This is a genomic window from Pseudomonas sp. F2, assembly GCF_057174385.1.
In genome coordinates this window covers 2,228,547-2,244,687 of the sequence record NZ_CM169904.1, presented here as the reverse complement: position 1 = coordinate 2,244,687, position 16,141 = coordinate 2,228,547, and the positions used below count along the sequence as shown (strand labels likewise).

Genomic DNA, 16,141 nt, shown 5'->3' with positions numbered 1-16,141 from the left:
GCTCAGGCCGCCGTGGCTGTGACAGGTGGACGGGACGGTTTGCGCAGCGCATCCAGCCGCGAGCCGCTGTAGCGGGTTTCGCGATAGAAGCGCCAGCGACCAAACAGAGTGTAGATGTTCATGATCCGGCCCTGCTCGGTATAACCCATGCGCAGGTGCAGTTTCAGCGCCGGGATGTTGTGGAACTCGCAGACGTCCACCACCTTGTCGCAGCCTTGCTCGGCCATGGCATTCCACAGTGCCAGTTGCACGTCCACCGACAGCTCGGTGCCCCAGAAGGCGCGGGTCAATTCGCCGCCGAATTCGAAGAACTCGCCAGGCTTCACCGGGAACATGCAACCGTAGTAGTGCCGGTCGAAATAGTCCCGCTTGCTGCCCCAGATAAAACCTACGGCATCGCCTTGTTCGTCCAGATACATGAGCCCGGTATGACCTTCGTTGGCCAACTCTGCCATGGTCCCGACACGGTCGCCGAAGTAGCGCGCGAAGGCGCTGGCGTTGTCGGCAGTGATCGTCACTGCCCTCACCGGTGGATACGGCTTGAGGTTGTGCGGCGGCACCGGGCTGACCAGATCGCGTTCCATCCACAGCAGCTCCTGATGGGAAAACACGAAGTGCTTCCACGCCTTGGCGAGGGTGACGCGCAGGCCTTTTTGTTTAATCTGTTGGCTGACTTTTTGCGCAATGCTCATGGTTTTTGCTCCTGATGATATGCAACGCGTGGCGTGCGGGCCCGCGTGGCAGAACATGAATCGACGGTTCATGAAGGGGTCCAGCTGAGGGCGAACAGGGTCTGCCCCGGCAGCTCGAAACGTACGCGGCCGTCCTGGCAGAGAAACGGCGCGTCGCGGCTGCGGTTGTCCGCGCCGAAGTAATGCAATGCACCGTTACTCAGCGGGCACCGGGCGCCGTTCAATTCGATTTGCTGCAGTCGCGTGCCCTTGTTTACGCCGAGCAGGCCACGCTGGGCGTCGCCGGCCATCGCCAGCACATCGACTTCAAAGCCGTCGTTCTCCAGCCACAGCACCTGATGCAGCCAGTGCTGCGCGATGAACTGCTGGGCCAGCCCCACCGGTTTCAGCTCGAAACCCTCAGCGCCCAGGACCCGGATCATGCCCTTGGGGTATTCCGGTTCATCGGCGGCCTGAAACCAGTTGAGCATGCTCAGCAAACCGTCCTGCGAGGCGTTGATCACCACCGAGGTCCACCACAGCGCGGCGTAGCGGGTTTCCTGATCGTAGGGGCTGAGGCTGGAGCCGCTGGACAGGTTGGTCTGATCCAGCAGCAAAGCCTTGCGCGGTTGGCCGCGAGCGTCGAGGCCAACCAGTTCGGCAGCGCGGCGCACGCTGTCGCGGTAGACCCGGGTGGCGAGCAGATCGCGGATCATCCATTCGTGCCAGGCCAGTGCGTCGATCTGCCCGGCGGATTCACCGAGCAAGCGCCGCGCCCAGTCAATGCCACGCTTGTCTGCCGCGTTATCGGCGAACGGCCCGTTGACCAGCCGCGAACTGGCCGGCATGGCGATGCGCACGCCGGCCCTGGCATTCGCTGGATCGCTGCGTACTTGCCTGGCCATGCTGGCGAAAATCGCCCGGTATTGCTCGAAGCTCGAATAGTTGAGGTTCGGCTCATCGGCAAAACCGATGTAGTGCGTGCCTTTGCCGCCCAAGGCGCGGGTGCTGGCCAGCCACGCGTCGAGCCCGCCATTGCTTTGCACATCGGCGCGCAGATCGGCCTGACGCTGGCTGCCGGCGAGCAGGGTGATGTCCTGTCGGATGCCGAAACGCTCCTGATAAACCTTGCGGAATGCGTCTTCGAAGTGCGGGTTCTTCGCCGTGACATCGACAAAGCTGTAGTAACTGGCGGCGGTCGCTTTCAACGCATCCAGCACCGCATGGCTACTGGCGGGCGGCATCACATAGGGCAGGGCGATGCCCAGATCCGGCGTGCGTCCGAGGATTTTTTCGTGCAGGGTCAGGTGGATCTGGCCGGTCTCTTCGCGCACAGGTTTGAGTTGCTGCGGCGTCTGCGCAAACCGATTGGCCGTGCCGTCGAGCCAGAACGCCGCTTTGCCGCTGCCTTGCAGGCGCAGACGCCAGACCTGTTCGCGTTCGCTGACCGGCAACGCCAGTTGATCGAACTGCCAGTAGGCGCGATAGGGTTTGAGCGCCAGCGTCAGTGGCTGATCATCGCCCACGCGTTGCGCCTGCAGCGCGTTGACCCCGCCATGAAACTTGCCGGCCAGCACCGCCTGTTCCCCCGGCGCCACCTTGAAATACAGCTCGTCGCCGTTCTGTGTCTGCGCGCTGAAATGCACCTTGGCCGGCTCGAACAGCGCTACCGTGTGCTCATCGTGTTCGACCCGATAATTGCGGAAGCTGTAGCCAGGGATTTCCAGGCGATAACTGGCAGCGCCGGGCAGCAACGGCCAGCTCTGGGTGCCGCGGGTTTCGCTGGCCTTGATCAAGCGTTCGCCCTGCAGTTTGCCCTGGCCGTCGAGCAGGTACAGATGCTCTTCGTTGGCGTCGGCCTGCCACGCCGGGGTCCAGCGCACGGTCACGCTGTCCGGGCGATCGGCTTGCAGATACAGGCTGCCGTCGCGGATCTCGCCCCAGCGCATCGACGCGGCAAAGGCGTCCAGCGACAGGCCGAGACCGAGCAGCAGGACCAGGCGGTTCATGCGGCCTTCCGGTGCAGCATCTGCCACATCGGCGCGATGTCACTGGGCAGGATGATCAGGGTTTGCCAGAACGCCACGCCGCTCAAACGGCAGTACAACACCAGCATCGCCACCGTCACCGCCAGATAGGCAATCGACGACGCCGCTGCTGCGCCGACGATGCCGTAGGCCGGAATCAACACCAGGTTCAGCGCCAGATTGAGCAGGGCGCCGAGGCCCATCAGCAGCGACACCGTACCGGGGCGGTTTTTTCCCAGCAGGTCCAGACGCAGGATGCTCGCGTAGCACAGCCCGAGCAGCCCCGGCAGCAAGGCGAGCAGCGCCGGATACGCCGGTTGGTAAGCGATGCCGAACAGGGTGACGATCAGCCAGTTGCCGATCACGGCCATGCTCAGGCACGCGCCGAGCATCACTGTGGCGGTCAGGCGCAGGGCCAGCGGGGTGACCTTGTCCATGCCTTCGTCCTGTTGCAGCAGGCGTTTCATCAGCGGCGTGGTCACCGCTTCCGGGACGATCAGCAGCAGTTCGGCGGCGGCGCTGGCCATCGCATAATGACCCAGCGCGGTACTGCCGAGCAGAGCGCCGATGAACAGGTAGTCCGAGCGCAGAATCACCTGCTGGAACAGCAGATCCGGATGGCTGCGCGCGCTGTAGCGCAGCAGTTCGTTCTGGCTGGCGCGATCCCATTGCAGGTGCAGCGGTTGCGCGCGTTTGAGCCAGACCCAACCGGCCAGCACCACCAGGCTGATTCCGGCCAGCCAACTGATCAACGCCGCTTCCAGTGCCGCGCTTTTCCACATCCAGAACAGCGCGAGAAACAGCAGCAGCGGCGCCAGCGATTCGGTCAGGCGCAAGGCGTTGAACGCGACCACGCCACCGGAGGCGTTGTGCAGGGTCAGCAGACCGCTTTTCAGCACGGTCAGCGGTACCGCCAGCAGTAACAGCCAGGCCAGCAGACCGAGCTGCACGGTGACATCCAGTTCACTGCCGAACTCACGCACCAGCGCCACCACCAACAAGGTCAACAGGCCGGCGAGCAAGCATCCGAACACCAGCACCTGACTCAGCAGCAGCCCCATCGGTCGTTGCTTGGCGGCCTGATAACCGACGGCTGAATTCAACCCGCCACTGGTGGCAGCGCTGATCAGATCGGGCAAGGTGCTGAGCAGCGCAAACAGCCCGCGCTCACTGGGGCCGAGGATCCGCGCCAGCAACACGTTGCGCAGCAAACGCAAGGCGATCATCGCCAGTTTGGTGCCCATGCTTAGCGCCAGATGCTTGAGGTAATGGCTGCGGCTCATGGCCGGTTTCCACGAAAGATGCGCCACGACAGCAGCTCGGGATTACGCGCGGTGCGTTGGCTGACGCCGAAACGTGGCAGGTTCAGTGGATCGCCTTCGCCGCGATAGATGCCGGTGCCGGTGCCCAGCGCGAACGGGTAATCGTGGGCAGCAATCTGCCTGCGCACACGGTCGTCGTTGTTGCCGTTGGGGTAGCAATACACCGGCAGTGGCCGGTTGCAGCCGTTGTTCAAGGCGTCGCGGCTGCGACGGATTTCTTCGCTCAGGCGCACATCGTCCAGTTCCGTGAGGATCGCGTGGCTGGCGCCGTGCGGGCCGAAACGCACCAGTCCCGAGGCTTCCAGCGCCCGCACCTGATGCCAGTCCAGCGCTTGCGGCTGCGCTTCGGGCGGACATTCGTCAGTCAGGCGTTCGAGCATCGCCGGTTCAAGGTCTTTGAGGCTTTGCAGGTAATGCAGCAGCGACAGGCTGCGACGGTCGACATCAATGTCATCGACCAGTACCGGCAGTGGGCGATGGATCATGTGCAGGTATTCGATCAAGTGCATGCGGGCCTTTTCGCCATGGCTGCCCCACAGGGTCTCGCCAAGGCTTTCCCACCAGAAGCGCTGGCGGCTGCCGATGAAGTCGGTGGAGAGAAAGATGCTCGCCGGCACCTGATGTTTTTGCAGCAGCGGGAACGCATTGACCGCGTTGTCGCGCCAGCCGTCGTCGAACGTCAGCGCCACCCGTGGACGGTCGCTGCGCAGTGAGGTGGGCGCAAGGATGTCCATCAGCGGCACGCAATCGAAGTGTCGGCGCAGCCACACCAGCAGGTGCTCGAAGGCTTTCGGTCCGACACACAGCTCATTGCGGTGCGGCAGGTCGGCGGCGCGGTCGTTGGCCAGCACCCGGTGCAACATCAGGATCACCCCGGCGCCGTGCAGCTGATTACGTCCCACCGGGGAATTGAGGTAAAGCCAGCCACTGGTGCGTTTTATTAATTGTTTGATCGCCATGGCTTCGCTCCTTTCAACGGTTTTGTTCAGGATTCCACTGGGCGTAACGCTGGCCGCGCAGGAACTGCCACAGGCCGATGCTCATGCCTGCCAGCGTGACCAGCAGAAATGCCGCAAGGCGAAACGGTTTGGGTAACCGGTGTTGTGAATCCAGCAGTCCGGCAATCGCCACGGCGTAACCGAACAGTTGGGCGATCAGGGCCAGTCGATAGAATCCGTGGTCCTCCCACAGCCAGAAATTGCTCAGCAGCAATGGCAACAGGAGGATCGGTGCCAGGCGGCGGATCAGTTTGTGGCTGATCAGCGCAATCGAATACAAGCCATGTTTGAACGGGTTGAGCAGTTCACGGCGCTGGGCGAGGCTTTGCAGGCCACCGACGGTGACGCGTTGACGGCGGCGGAATTGTTTATCCGCTTCGTCGACACCGTGGTCGATCACCTGCGCCTCGGGCACATAGACAATGCGCTTGAAGGCGACCGGCGCGCAGGTGCTGAGAAAGAAGTCGTCATTGACCTCCGCCGGTACGCTCTGGAACAGCTCGCGGCGCAGGGCGAGCAGGGCGCCGTCGGCCGAGACCATGCAACCGGTGCGATTCTCCACCCGGCGCAGCCAGCCCTCGTAATGTCGGTACAGACTGTCGCCGACGCTCAACCCGCCACCGGTCACCGGAATCACCATGTGCCCGGCGCAGGCGCCGACATTCGGATCACTGAGCGGCGCGAGCAGGTAGCCGAGGGTTTCCCGCGACCATTGGTTATCGGCATCGGTGAACACCAGAATATCGCCGGTCGCCAGCGCCGCCCCGGCGTTCAGCGTTGCCGCTTTGCCCTGGCGCGGCAGATCGAGGACGGTGATGCACGAATCGACCACCTTGTGCGCACAGGCCACGGTGTCGTCGGTCGAGCCGTCGCTGGCGAGGATGATCTGCAGCGTGGCCGGCTGATAGTCCTGCGCCAGCAGCGTGCGCAATTTGTGCTCGATATGCCGCGCTTCGTTGTGCGCGGCGATCACGATGCTGATGTTCAGCGGCGGCGCCGGGCTGTGGCGCCAGGCCGGGAACAGCGGTGCCAGCACGGTCAGCAGCAAAGGGTAGCCGAGGTAGGCGTACACCGGCAGCAGCAGGCACAGCCAGAAAATGAATTCAGCCACGGGCAGGCCTCCTGGCATTCCAATGACACAGACTGAGAATGAACGCGGCGCCCGCCAGGTGCAGACGCAGCCAGTGCAGGCCCCAGAGTTGCAGGGTCAGAACGACATTGTGGTGCCGAGCGCTCTGACGAATGCTCAGCACCAGTGCGGGCACCAGGGTCAGCATCACCATGATTGCAGCGTGATGCGGAAAGCCGTCGAGCAAGGCCGAGAGGGTCAGAAAGTCCAGTATCCACACACCAAGCGAGAGCAGCGGAAAACGCAGCAGCCGCAGGCTGAACCCATGGGTGCGCAGCAGTTGCAAGTGACTGCCTTGCCGCCACATTTCCTTGCCCATCCACTCCCGCCAGTTCATTTCGTAGCCCCAGTGCAGGGCCACGCTGCTGTTCACCGACAGCAGCCGCGCGCCTTGTTCGTGCAGACGCAGGGTGAACTCTTTGTCTTCGCCGGTGCGCAGGTGTTCGTTGAAACCACCGACCTTGTCGAACCAGTGCCGGCGCATCAGCAGGTTGCAACTGGGCAGCCAATCCACCGTATGCGATGCCTGGCTCGGCGGGCGCAGCGTGCGGCGTTGCCAGGCGGTGGCGTACCACGGCGCGGCAGCGGGGGTGTGCAGGTCGAGGCCGAACACGTCGGCCTGACCCTCGGCTTGCAGCTCGAACAAGGGCTTGAGCCAGTCTTCGGGCATCTCGACGTCGGCATCGATAAACGCGATCCACTCGCCGCTTGCCAGCAGCGCACCGCGATTGCGCAGCGCACCGATCAGCAGGCCCGGCAGCACCAGCACCTGTGCACCGAACTGGCGGGCGATGTGCGGGCCGTCGTCGTTCGAACCGTTGTCGACCACGATCAACTCGCAGTCGACATCGGCCGCATGTGCGGCTTTTTGCGCGGCCAGCAGCGTGCGGCCAATGTGCCGCGCCTCGTTGAACATCGGGATGATGATGCTGATCCGGCTCATGGTCTGGCCTCGGTCAGTGGCGCCTGTTCGGCTTTGAGGCGCAGGACGCTGGTCAGCGCGAGCATGATCCACACGTATTTCTGATTCGGTGCGCTGAGGAACATCAGGAACAGGGTCAGCGACAGGAAACTCACGCCGAGGTGGGTCATCAGGTCCGCCTGTTGCCAGTCGCGCCGCCGCATCCACGCGGCGCGTGCGCGAATCAGGTTGTACAGGCCGAGGCCGAGCATGCCGACGAACAGCAGGCCGGCAGGAATCCCCAGTTCACTGAAGATTTCCAGGTAGGTGTTGTGCGCACGGCGGTACAGGTCGCCGATCTTGCGGTTGGCGGAAAACGCCTTGGCGTAGCCGGTGGTCGCGTAGTGCAGCGGGAAGGTGCCGGGGCCGGAACCGAGCAGCGGGTTCTCGCGGATCATCTGCCCGCCGACCACGATGTACGAGGCGCGGCGGCCGAGGGATTCGTCCTGTGCCTTGGAACCGGCGCTGAGAATACTCAGCGACTGAATGCGCGCGACGTAGCCGGCGGGCATCGCGTAGATCGCCAGCGGAATCACGATCGCCGCACCGAGCATGGCGAACCCCAGGTGCCGTGGACGGATCCGGGTGAGTTGCGCGCGGTAGTGCCAGCAGCCGATCAGCAGACTCAAGGCCACCACCACCAGCCCGGAGCGCGATTCGGTTTTGGTCATGCCACCGAGCAGCAGCAGGCAGCAAGCGCCCCAGAACAATCGGTGCAGCAGGTTGGGCCCACGAATCACCAGCAGCAGCGCCAACGGAATGGCGAAGGCGATCAGCAGGGCAAACGCGTTGGGGTCTTCCAGAAGACCGGCAGCGCGCCCCTGATCCTGGAATTTGACCGAAAACATCGCCATGGCGCAGGTCGTGCTGACGCTCAGGGTCACCAGTCGGGCGAACAGGTCGAGATTCAGTTCACGGCCAATCAACAGGGTAATGACAAACAAGATCAGGCCGACGCTCAGTTCGCGCAGGTGTCCCAGCGACATGCCCACGTCATCGGTGTTGAGCAGGCTGAGGAAATACAGGACCAGAAACCACAGCAGAAACCGCCAGATATTGCTGCGCAGGCGCTCGCCGGGAATCAGGTGCAGGGCCAGTTGCAGCATCACGATCACCGCCAGCGAGGCGCCGATCAGTTTGCTTCCGGACAGCGCACTGTCCTTGAAGAAACCTTCAAACGGTACCAGCGCGGCAATGCCCAGCAGGCCCCAGGTCGGCTTGCGGTACAACACCGTGAACCCCACCAGACCAATGACCGCACCCGGTGCGAGAAATGGATAAGGGCTGGCGAGCAAACCGATGCACACCAGACCGAGCAGCGTGACGATCGAGAGCGGGAAAATCATGCGCGTGCCTCCCGTGCCGTGCGGATGTACAGCTGCGACCAGCGTTCGGCCAGGGCCTTGAGGTCGTAGCGATCCTGTTGCGTACGCTTTGCGTTGTCACACAATTGCCGAGCCAGGTTCGGCTCGTTCAGCAGGTTATCGAGCTGGCGGGCGAGGTCGGCGCTGGCGGCGGGTGTCGCCAGCAAGCCGTTGTGCCGATGCTCGAGTACATCGGGAATGCCGCCGACCGCAAACGCCACCACCGGCACGCCGCTCTGCATCGCTTCGAGCAGAATCATCGGCGTGCCTTCGGTGCGCGAGCTGATCACCAGCGCATCCAGTTGCTGCCACCACGGCTGCATGGCGGTCTGGTAACCGGGCAGGCGAATTCGTTGCTGCAAACCTGCGGCGTCGATCCGCGCCAGCAGCGCCTCACGTTCCGGGCCGTCGCCGAGCATCACCGCGTCCAGTTGCGGATGCTGGTGACACAGCGGAATCAGGGCATCGAGAAACAGGTCCGGGCCTTTCTCGCTGCTCAAGCGCCCGACATAACCGGCCAGCCAGCGCTGACGGTCAACGTTGCTGACCCGCGCGGCGGCGGCGGGTAACCCGTTGGGGATCACCTGCAGCTTTTCAGCTTGCACGCTGGCCTGACGATGCAATACGGCGATGCTCTCGGCCACGCACACCACCCGATCCACCGAGGCGGTGCGGCACAACTGCAGACTCAGCCAGGTGTAGAACTTCTGCTTGCGACTGCGCGGGGTGAAGCCGTGTTGGGTGATGACCAGCGGCAAACGCAACAGCGTCGCGCCGACCCAGCCGAACAACAGCCCCTTGAAGTTGTGGGTGTTGATCAGCGGTCGTTCGCTGCGCCGGGCCCGCAGGTGGCGCAACAACTCACCCGGCCCGGCACAACCACGACAGTCCACCCCGGCCTCGCGAAAGCGCGCGATCAACGCTGGCGGTGCATCGAGAAACAGCACCTGGTGCTGCCCCGGTGTCGCCAGGCAGTGATCGAGCAACATGCGCTCGGCCCCATAGAAGCCGCCGCTGCTGAGCAAGTGAATGATCGGCAGCGCGGCGTTCGGGGTGGACAGCGTGTTCAATTGCGCACCCAGTGCACGAAGCTTGGCACGGTCCAGTTCTTGTGCGGATTGCTCGGCAGCACGTTTTCGTCGTTGATCACCAGCAACACGGGCAGGCCCAGTTCGTGGGTGATTTGCGCCGGGTGTTTGAACCGGTGATCGAAGAACTCACGCACATAGACCAGGGCAATCGCCAGCAGCAGACCGGTGAACAGCCCGAACGGGATGATCAGCAGCGGTTTGGGGAACGCCGGCTCGGTTGGCTCAAACGGCGGGCTGAGCACTTTGGCGTTCGACAGGTCATCGTTGAGCGAACCGGCGGTGCTGCTTTCGGCGAAGCGTTGCGCATAGGTCGAGAACGCCGTGTGCAGCGCGTCGATTTCCGTGTCCATCTGCCGCAGCTTGCTCTGGGTCTGTTGCAAGGTGTGGATGCGGTTCTTGAACTCGGCGATGCGCGCGGTTTTCTGATCGATCACCTGTTGCACCACGGCCAGGTCGTTGGTGCGTTCCTGAATACGGTTGCTCACCACTTTGAGGAACTGCTGGCGGGTGCGGGCGATCTGCTCGCGGGTCAGCAGCATCGGCTCGCTGCCGGGCTGGAACACCGCGAGGTCATTCATGTAGCGGCTGACTTGCGTGGTCAGTTGCTCGCCCAACTGTTTGATTTCCCGATCCTCGAACGCCACGTTATCGACGGTGGTGGTGAAGGTGAAGGGGAAGGTGTAGTCGTTGAGCTTGTTGCTGCTGGCGGCCGTCAGCGCGGTTTTCAGGTATTCGAGCCAGCGCTGGCTCTGCAACAGGCGATCCTGATACAGGTTCAGGGCTTGCTCTTCGGTATTGATCGCGTTCAGGCGGAAGGTGATTTCTTCTTTCGGATCGGACGATGCAACACTCTCCAGCAGCGCTTGCCGATTACCTTCCAGTCCATCGAGGCGCACCTGATACAGGTGCTTCTTGGTTTCGTAGAAAGACTGCGGCAGGTCGATCGACTGCAGCGCCTGACGGCTGACCAGATAGTTCTGCAGCAGGGTCGCAACGAACGTGGTGCCCTGATGCGGATCCGGGAAACTGTAGATGATCGAGATCACGTTGGAGCCGGGCAGGGTCTCGATCTTCAGGCTGTCGATCGCATCTTGCGTCAAGCCATCGAGCACCGTGTCACGCACCGGATCGGTTTGCAGCCCGAGCATGTTGCGCAGCGGATTGATCACGTACTCACGCAGCGGCGAAGAGACGTAACGGCGGAACGGGTTGCTCACCAGTTTGGCGACTACGCCCACAGGCGGGTCGTACTCGCCCTTGTCGCGTAGCTCGCTGATGGTCTGGCGGATCAGCGCCGGGGACCGCAGGATGTTGCTTTCGGTTTCCATGTCCGCCAGCGACGGCGGAATGAAGGTGGCGTTATCGACCGTCAGTGACGTGGTGGCGTCACCCTGGGAAAGTTTTTTCGACTGCACGATCACCTGGGCGGTGATATCGAAGCTCTGCTTGAGCACCAGCGGCAGTACCAACGCGATGACTGCAAAGATCAGGAAGACCCGTTTCACCAGCTGCTTGTTGGCGAAGAAGATCCTGAAGAACTCATGCAGGTAGTTTTCCTTTGGATTCATGATCGGTCACCTGAGAGTCAGTTGTTGTTACTGCCTTTGTTGTCGACGCGGTAGCCGAAGCTGAAACCCACGCCCTGGAACAACACTACGTCGGCCAGTTGCCGGGCCAGATCGCCGGCACTCGCCAGCTTGGTTTTCGGCACGAACAGCATGTCGTCCGGTTGCAGATAGGCGATCTGCGACGCATCGCCCGACAGGGCTTTTTCCACGTCGTAGTGCACGGCCTGCACCTGATTGCCGTTGCGGCGCATGATCACCACCGAGTCCAGACGCGCCTTGACGTTGGTGCCGCGCGCCAGGGTCAGTGCTTCAAGCACCGACACTGGACGGCGGATCGGGTAGGAGCCCGGTTGGCCGACCTCGCCCAGCACGTAGATCTCGTTGCCAGCGGTGGACTTGAGCATCACATCGACGCTCATCCGCCCCGGCAATTGCGCGTACTTCTGGTTGAGGAAGGTTTCCAGTTGATTGATGGTCATGCCTTGCAGCGGCACGGCGCCGATTTCCGGAAAGCTCGCATAACCGTCGTTGCCCACGGTGATCTCGCGGCTCATGCCGGTAGCGGGGTGATTCAGCGCGCTTTTCAGGTTGTGCTCATTGGTCAGCGGGCTAATGACCTGCACCGTCAGTTGATTGCGGTTGGGCTGGAACAGCTGTTTGCGCTGGTAGGCACGCTGGATTTCATCGCGCGCCTCATCGGCGGTCAGGCCGGCGATTTTCACCGAGGTGTTGGCGCCGGGCAGATTGATGGTGCCGTCGGGCAGCACCAACTGGTTGCCATTGAGCTGGCTGGCAGCGGTGAAGTTCAGGCCGATCTGGTCACCCGACTGCACGCGGTAGGCGTCCGAGCCGCTGGTGCTGATGTGGAAGATCACATCCAGCACGTCTTGCGGGCGCAAGGTCTGCTCGATCTTCGGCATGTCGGTGGCCTGGGCGTTGGCCGGGGTGGCGGTGAGAATATTCACCGGCATGTGCTGGGTTTCGGAATTGCTCGAGCAGCCTGCAAGCGGCAGCATCAGCAGAACCAGTATCTTGGCGTTCATGGCGTCATCCCTCGCGTTTGCTTACAGGTTTTTGTAGAGCCACTTGGGCATGTAGTACTTGCGCCGGTTGAATACGCTGCCGACCACTTTTGCCCCGGCCTGGGTCAGGCGTTGCACGGCGGCCTGGGCGACTTCCCAGCGGGTGTCTTCGGCGCGGACCACGAACACCACGCCATCGACCTGAGTGGCGAGCACCAGCGTGTCGGCGGCGGAATACACCGCGTCACCGTCGATCACCACGAAGCGATACTGCGTGCCCAAGCGGTCGAGCAGCGGGCTCAGGCGCTCGGCGGTCAAGTGCTCCAGGGTGCGGATCGGCCGGCCGTTGGGCAGCACGTGGAACGGCAGGCTGGAAACCTGCACCACGCAATCCTGCAACAGCGGCGGGTTGTCCGGGTTGAACAGCAGGTCGCGCAGGCCGCGCTCCTTGCCCAGGTTCAATTGCTGCGTGAGGCTGCCCGCCGACTGGCTGGCGTCGACCAGCAGCACTTGGCCGCTGCTCATCTGCGCCAGTTGGCTGGCCAGCGCCAACGCGCTGGTGGTGGTACCGGCGCCGGGGTTGGCGGCGGTCAGGAACAGGATCCGCAGATCCAGATCCAGCACGGTCGAAATCAGGTTCGATTCGCTGGGGTTGGCAATGCTCAGGCTTTTGTTGGTTGAACCGTCCATTAGCTTGCTCCGTGGCCGCTGAATACTTTGAAAGGGGTTTTCAACAAGATCTTCAGATCAAGCAAAAGGCTTTGCTCGGCGATGTAGCTGAGGTCCAACTCAACGCGCTGGTCGAAGTCGATATTGCTGCGTCCGGAGATCTGCCACAGGCCGGTCATGCCGGGGTAGATGCTCAGGCGCGCGAGGTGATTGTCCTTGTAGCGGTAGGCGTTGAACGAGGTCGGCCGCGGGCCGACCAGGCGCATGTCACCGCTCACCACGTTGAACAGGTTGGGCAGTTCATCGAGGCTGGTGCGCCGCAGGAAACCGCCGATACCGGTGATGCGTGGGTCCTTGTCGATCTTGAAATCGATGGCGTCGACCCCGTGCTTGTTGAGGTGACGCAGCGATTCCTTCAGCTCTTCGGCGTTGCAGACCATGGTGCGGAACTTGTACATGCCGAAGGTGCGGCCGCGATAACCGGTGCGTTTCTGCACGAACATCACCGGCCCCGGGCTGGTGAATTTGATGGCCAGCGCCAGGCCCAGCAGCAGCGGCGAAAACACCACCAGCAGCACCAGCGCACCGAAGCAGGCCAACACCCGGTTGGTGCGGGACAGCGTCCATGGCCGGCCACCGTCACGGCCGGTCAGCCAGCCACGGCCCTGCCTGTGGATGGCGGAATCGAGGCGCATTCGGTGCTCGGGATCCATGCGCTTGTCGCGGCGCATCTGGTTGATCGGTACACCTTGTTCATGTCCAGTCATGGGGTCCTCCGCTGATGTTCAGCCGCGAGCGGCGCGTGGGCGATAGGCAGTGGGGTAGTAGTCGCGAAACCAGGCGATGAAACGCCCCAGTCCTTCATCCAGCTCGATCCGGGGCTGGAACCCGGTGGCCTGGGCCAGATCATCGGTCTCGGCACAGGTGTTGAGCACATCGCCCGGTTGCAGGGGCAAGAGCTCGACAATGGCTTTCTGGCCGAGGTGTTTTTCCATCAGCGCCAGGTAGGTTTTCAGCTCCACCGGGTGGTGGCCGCCGATGTTGAACAGGCACCACGGGGCCATGCTGCTGCCGGCGTCGGGGTGCTCGCGATCCCACTCCGGGTGGCTGTGTGGCGGATGGTCGGTGAGGCGCGCGATGCTTTCGACGATGTCGTCTATGTAGGTGAAGTCGCGCTGGTGCTCGCCGTAGTTGAACAGTTTCAGCGGCGTGCCTTCGGTGATCGCCCGGGCAAACTGGATGGGCGACATGTCGGGCCGCCCCCATGGCCCGTACACAGTGAAAAAGCGCAGGCCGGTGCTGGGAATGCCAAACAGGTGGCTGTAACTGTGGGCCATCAGCTCATTGGCTTTTTTAGTGGCGGCGTACAGCGACAGCGGGTGATTGACGCCGTCGTGCACCGAATACGGCGTGTGCTGGTTGGCGCCATACACCGAGCTCGACGAGGCATAGATCAGATGCTCCACCGGATGGTGGCGGCAGCCTTCGAGAATGTTCAGGAAGCCGCAGAGATTGCTGTCCAGATAGGCTTTCGGATTTTCCAGCGAGTAGCGCACCCCGGCCTGCGCCGCGAGGTGGATCACCACCTGCGGTTGCTCGCGGACAAACAGCGCTTCGATCGCGGCGGCATCGGCCAGATCAATGCGTGCCAGCGGGAAATGCCCGACCTGGTCACGCACCCATTGCACGCGATCATGTTTGAGCTGCGGGTCGTAGTAGCCGTTGAAGTTATCCAGGCCGACCACCGCATGCCCGTCGCGCATCAGCCGCAACACGCAGTGGGCACCAATGAAGCCGGCTGCACCAGTGACCAGGATTTTCATGGGCGCAGTCCTTCGGGTGCGATGTGGCGCAGGCCGATGCCGCTGTAATGCAAACCGGCGGCGGCCACGTGTTCCGGGTTGTAGAGGTTGCGACCGTCGACAATCACTTTGGAGCGCAACTTGCTCGCCAGCAGCTCGAAATCCACCACGCGGAAATTCTTCCATTCGGTGCAGATCACCAGCGCATCGGCATCTTCCAGGGTGTCGTCGCGGGTGGCGCACAAGTGCAGATCGTCGCGATAGCCGTACAGGCGCCGGCATTCGGACATGGCCTCCGGATCGTAGGCCTGCACGCTCGCGCCTTCGGCCCACAGCGCGTCCATCAGGTAGCGGCTGGGGGCTTCGCGCATGTCATCGGTATTGGGTTTGAACGCCAGGCCCCAGATCGCGATCGACTTGCCAGCCAGGCCTTGCGGAAACTGCGCCTTGAGTTTGCTGAAAAGAATGTGCCGCTGGCTGTCGTTGACATCAGTGACGCTGCGCAGCAGTTTCAGCGGCATGCCGTTGTGTTCGGCGGTGTGCAGCAGGGCGCGCAGATCCTTGGGAAAGCATGAACCGCCGAAGCCGCAACCGGGGTAGATGAAGTGGTAACCAATGCGCGGATCGGAACCGATGCCTTTGCGCACCGCTTCGATGTCGGCGCCCAGCAATTCAGTGAGATTCGCCAGCTCGTTCATGAAGCTGATACGCGTAGCGAGCATCGCGTTGGCCGCGTACTTGGTCAGCTCGGCGCTGCGGTTGTCCATGAACATCAGTTTTTCGTGGTTGCGGCAGAACGGCGCGTACAGCTCGCTCATCTGTTCGCGGGCCGCGTCATCGCGGGTGCCAATGATGATCCGGTCCGGGCGCATGCAATCGGCGAGGGCGCTGCCTTCCTTGAGGAATTCGGGGTTGGACACCACCCTCACCTGGAGGCTGCTGCGGCCGCGGCGCTGCAATTCTTCGCAGGCCTTGGCGGCGACCTGATCCGCCGTGCCGACCGGCACCGTGGACTTGATGATCAGGGTACGATCGGCCTCCATGTGCGAGGCGATCTGCCGGGCGACGTTGAGCACATGGGTCAGGTCGGCGGAACCGTCCTCATCGGCGGGGGTGCCTACGGCGATGAAGATCAACTCGGCATGCTCCACTGCGTCGCTGGCCTGGGTGCTGAACAGCAGACGGCCAGCCTTGATGTTTTCTTCCAGTGCAGCGGATAAGCCCGGTTCGCTAATAGGCGGCACGGCTTGTTGCAGTTGTTTAATCTTGTTCGGGTCAATATCGACACATAAAACCCGATGTCCCACATCGGCAAGTGCGGCGGCTTGAATTAATCCGACATAGCCGGTGCCAAATACGCTCACGTCCATCTGCGCACCCTCGATAGAGCGAAAAGAAGAAGTTCGGAAGAAGACTGTAAAAGGGGTATAGCGCAGGGTTTGGAAAGCGTGTCAGCAAAATGACATGTTGCACCTGTATAACACTTGAGCGCTTTTTGGCGATTGGCCATCAAGTCA

General features: G+C 62.5%; 14 protein-coding genes. All 14 read right to left on the bottom strand.

Annotated features, from left to right (window positions below):
• Positions 1-2 precede the first annotated feature (2 nt).
• The 14 genes from AC193Q_RS09755 to AC193Q_RS09690 all read right to left on the bottom strand — a co-directional run bounded on the left by AC193Q_RS09755 (position 3) and on the right by AC193Q_RS09690 (position 15,994).
• Entirely contained in the window at positions 3-692 is a 690-nt protein-coding gene (locus AC193Q_RS09755) for a GNAT family N-acetyltransferase (RefSeq protein ID WP_047293345.1), read from the bottom strand.
• A gap of 68 nt (positions 693-760) precedes the next feature.
• On the bottom strand, positions 761-2,680 hold the full coding sequence (locus tag AC193Q_RS09750; RefSeq protein ID WP_047293346.1) for a hypothetical protein: 1,920 nt from the start codon (positions 2,678-2,680) through the stop codon (positions 761-763).
• A complete protein-coding gene (locus tag AC193Q_RS09745; RefSeq protein ID WP_047293348.1) occupies positions 2,677-3,981 on the bottom strand; it encodes a lipopolysaccharide biosynthesis protein in 1,305 nt (434 codons plus the stop codon). Before AC193Q_RS09745 ends, AC193Q_RS09750 begins: the two co-directional genes overlap by 4 nt.
• Positions 3,978-4,979: a polysaccharide deacetylase family protein gene (locus tag AC193Q_RS09740; RefSeq protein ID WP_047293349.1), complete on the bottom strand. Its 1,002-nt coding sequence runs from the start codon at positions 4,977-4,979 to the stop codon at positions 3,978-3,980. Before AC193Q_RS09740 ends, AC193Q_RS09745 begins: the two co-directional genes overlap by 4 nt.
• A 13-nt stretch (positions 4,980-4,992) precedes the next feature.
• The gene (locus AC193Q_RS09735) at positions 4,993-6,129 is read right to left on the bottom strand and encodes a glycosyltransferase (RefSeq protein WP_483879462.1); all 1,137 of its coding nucleotides are present in this window, start codon (positions 6,127-6,129) and stop codon (positions 4,993-4,995) included.
• Positions 6,122-7,090, bottom strand: coding sequence for a glycosyltransferase (locus AC193Q_RS09730; protein ID WP_121186188.1), 969 nt, complete (start codon positions 7,088-7,090; stop codon positions 6,122-6,124). Before AC193Q_RS09730 ends, AC193Q_RS09735 begins: the two co-directional genes overlap by 8 nt.
• Positions 7,087-8,454 carry an O-antigen ligase family protein gene (locus tag AC193Q_RS09725; protein ID WP_121186186.1) on the bottom strand — a complete coding sequence of 456 codons (1,368 nt, stop codon included), beginning with the start codon at positions 8,452-8,454 and terminating at the stop codon, positions 7,087-7,089. The genes AC193Q_RS09730 and AC193Q_RS09725 overlap by 4 nt, the downstream gene beginning before the upstream one ends.
• A complete protein-coding gene (locus tag AC193Q_RS09720; RefSeq protein ID WP_121186184.1) occupies positions 8,451-9,542 on the bottom strand; it encodes a glycosyltransferase family 4 protein in 1,092 nt (363 codons plus the stop codon). Before AC193Q_RS09720 ends, AC193Q_RS09725 begins: the two co-directional genes overlap by 4 nt.
• Positions 9,539-11,131, bottom strand: a complete 1,593-nt coding sequence (locus AC193Q_RS09715) for a Wzz/FepE/Etk N-terminal domain-containing protein (RefSeq protein WP_121186182.1) — start codon at positions 11,129-11,131, stop codon at positions 9,539-9,541. The genes AC193Q_RS09720 and AC193Q_RS09715 overlap by 4 nt, the downstream gene beginning before the upstream one ends.
• 17 nt (positions 11,132-11,148) lie before the next feature.
• A complete protein-coding gene (locus AC193Q_RS09710) occupies positions 11,149-12,174 on the bottom strand; it encodes a polysaccharide biosynthesis/export family protein (protein ID WP_483879461.1) in 1,026 nt (341 codons plus the stop codon).
• Between the two features lie 21 nt (positions 12,175-12,195).
• Entirely contained in the window at positions 12,196-12,843 is a 648-nt protein-coding gene (locus tag AC193Q_RS09705; RefSeq protein ID WP_041066276.1) for a CpsD/CapB family tyrosine-protein kinase, read from the bottom strand.
• Positions 12,843-13,589, bottom strand: a complete 747-nt coding sequence (locus AC193Q_RS09700) for a sugar transferase (RefSeq protein WP_047293357.1) — start codon at positions 13,587-13,589, stop codon at positions 12,843-12,845. The genes AC193Q_RS09705 and AC193Q_RS09700 overlap by 1 nt, the downstream gene beginning before the upstream one ends.
• Before the next feature lie 18 nt (positions 13,590-13,607).
• The gene (locus AC193Q_RS09695; RefSeq protein WP_097088761.1) at positions 13,608-14,645 is read right to left on the bottom strand and encodes an NAD-dependent epimerase; all 1,038 of its coding nucleotides are present in this window, start codon (positions 14,643-14,645) and stop codon (positions 13,608-13,610) included.
• Positions 14,642-15,994: a UDP-glucose dehydrogenase family protein gene (locus AC193Q_RS09690; protein ID WP_121186180.1), complete on the bottom strand. Its 1,353-nt coding sequence runs from the start codon at positions 15,992-15,994 to the stop codon at positions 14,642-14,644. Before AC193Q_RS09690 ends, AC193Q_RS09695 begins: the two co-directional genes overlap by 4 nt.
• Positions 15,995-16,141: the final 147 nt, after the last annotated feature.

Excerpts from the sequence above, each read along its gene's own strand:
- AC193Q_RS09755 (WP_047293345.1), bottom strand. The coding sequence starts at position 692 with ATGAGCATTGCGCAAAAAGTCAGCCAACAGATTAAACAAAAAGGCCTG.
- AC193Q_RS09750 (WP_047293346.1), bottom strand. The coding sequence starts at position 2,680 with ATGAACCGCCTGGTCCTGCTGCTCGGTCTCGGCCTGTCGCTGGACGCC.
- AC193Q_RS09745 (WP_047293348.1), bottom strand. The coding sequence starts at position 3,981 with ATGAGCCGCAGCCATTACCTCAAGCATCTGGCGCTAAGCATGGGCACC.
- AC193Q_RS09740 (WP_047293349.1), bottom strand. The coding sequence starts at position 4,979 with ATGGCGATCAAACAATTAATAAAACGCACCAGTGGCTGGCTTTACCTC.
- AC193Q_RS09730 (WP_121186188.1), bottom strand. The coding sequence starts at position 7,090 with ATGAGCCGGATCAGCATCATCATCCCGATGTTCAACGAGGCGCGGCAC.
- AC193Q_RS09725 (WP_121186186.1), bottom strand. The coding sequence starts at position 8,454 with ATGATTTTCCCGCTCTCGATCGTCACGCTGCTCGGTCTGGTGTGCATC.
- AC193Q_RS09715 (WP_121186182.1), bottom strand. The coding sequence starts at position 11,131 with ATGAATCCAAAGGAAAACTACCTGCATGAGTTCTTCAGGATCTTCTTC.
- AC193Q_RS09710 (WP_483879461.1), bottom strand. The coding sequence starts at position 12,174 with ATGAACGCCAAGATACTGGTTCTGCTGATGCTGCCGCTTGCAGGCTGC.
- AC193Q_RS09705 (WP_041066276.1), bottom strand. The coding sequence starts at position 12,843 with ATGGACGGTTCAACCAACAAAAGCCTGAGCATTGCCAACCCCAGCGAA.
- AC193Q_RS09700 (WP_047293357.1), bottom strand. The coding sequence starts at position 13,589 with ATGACTGGACATGAACAAGGTGTACCGATCAACCAGATGCGCCGCGAC.
- AC193Q_RS09695 (WP_097088761.1), bottom strand. The coding sequence starts at position 14,645 with ATGAAAATCCTGGTCACTGGTGCAGCCGGCTTCATTGGTGCCCACTGC.
- AC193Q_RS09690 (WP_121186180.1), bottom strand. The coding sequence starts at position 15,994 with ATGGACGTGAGCGTATTTGGCACCGGCTATGTCGGATTAATTCAAGCC.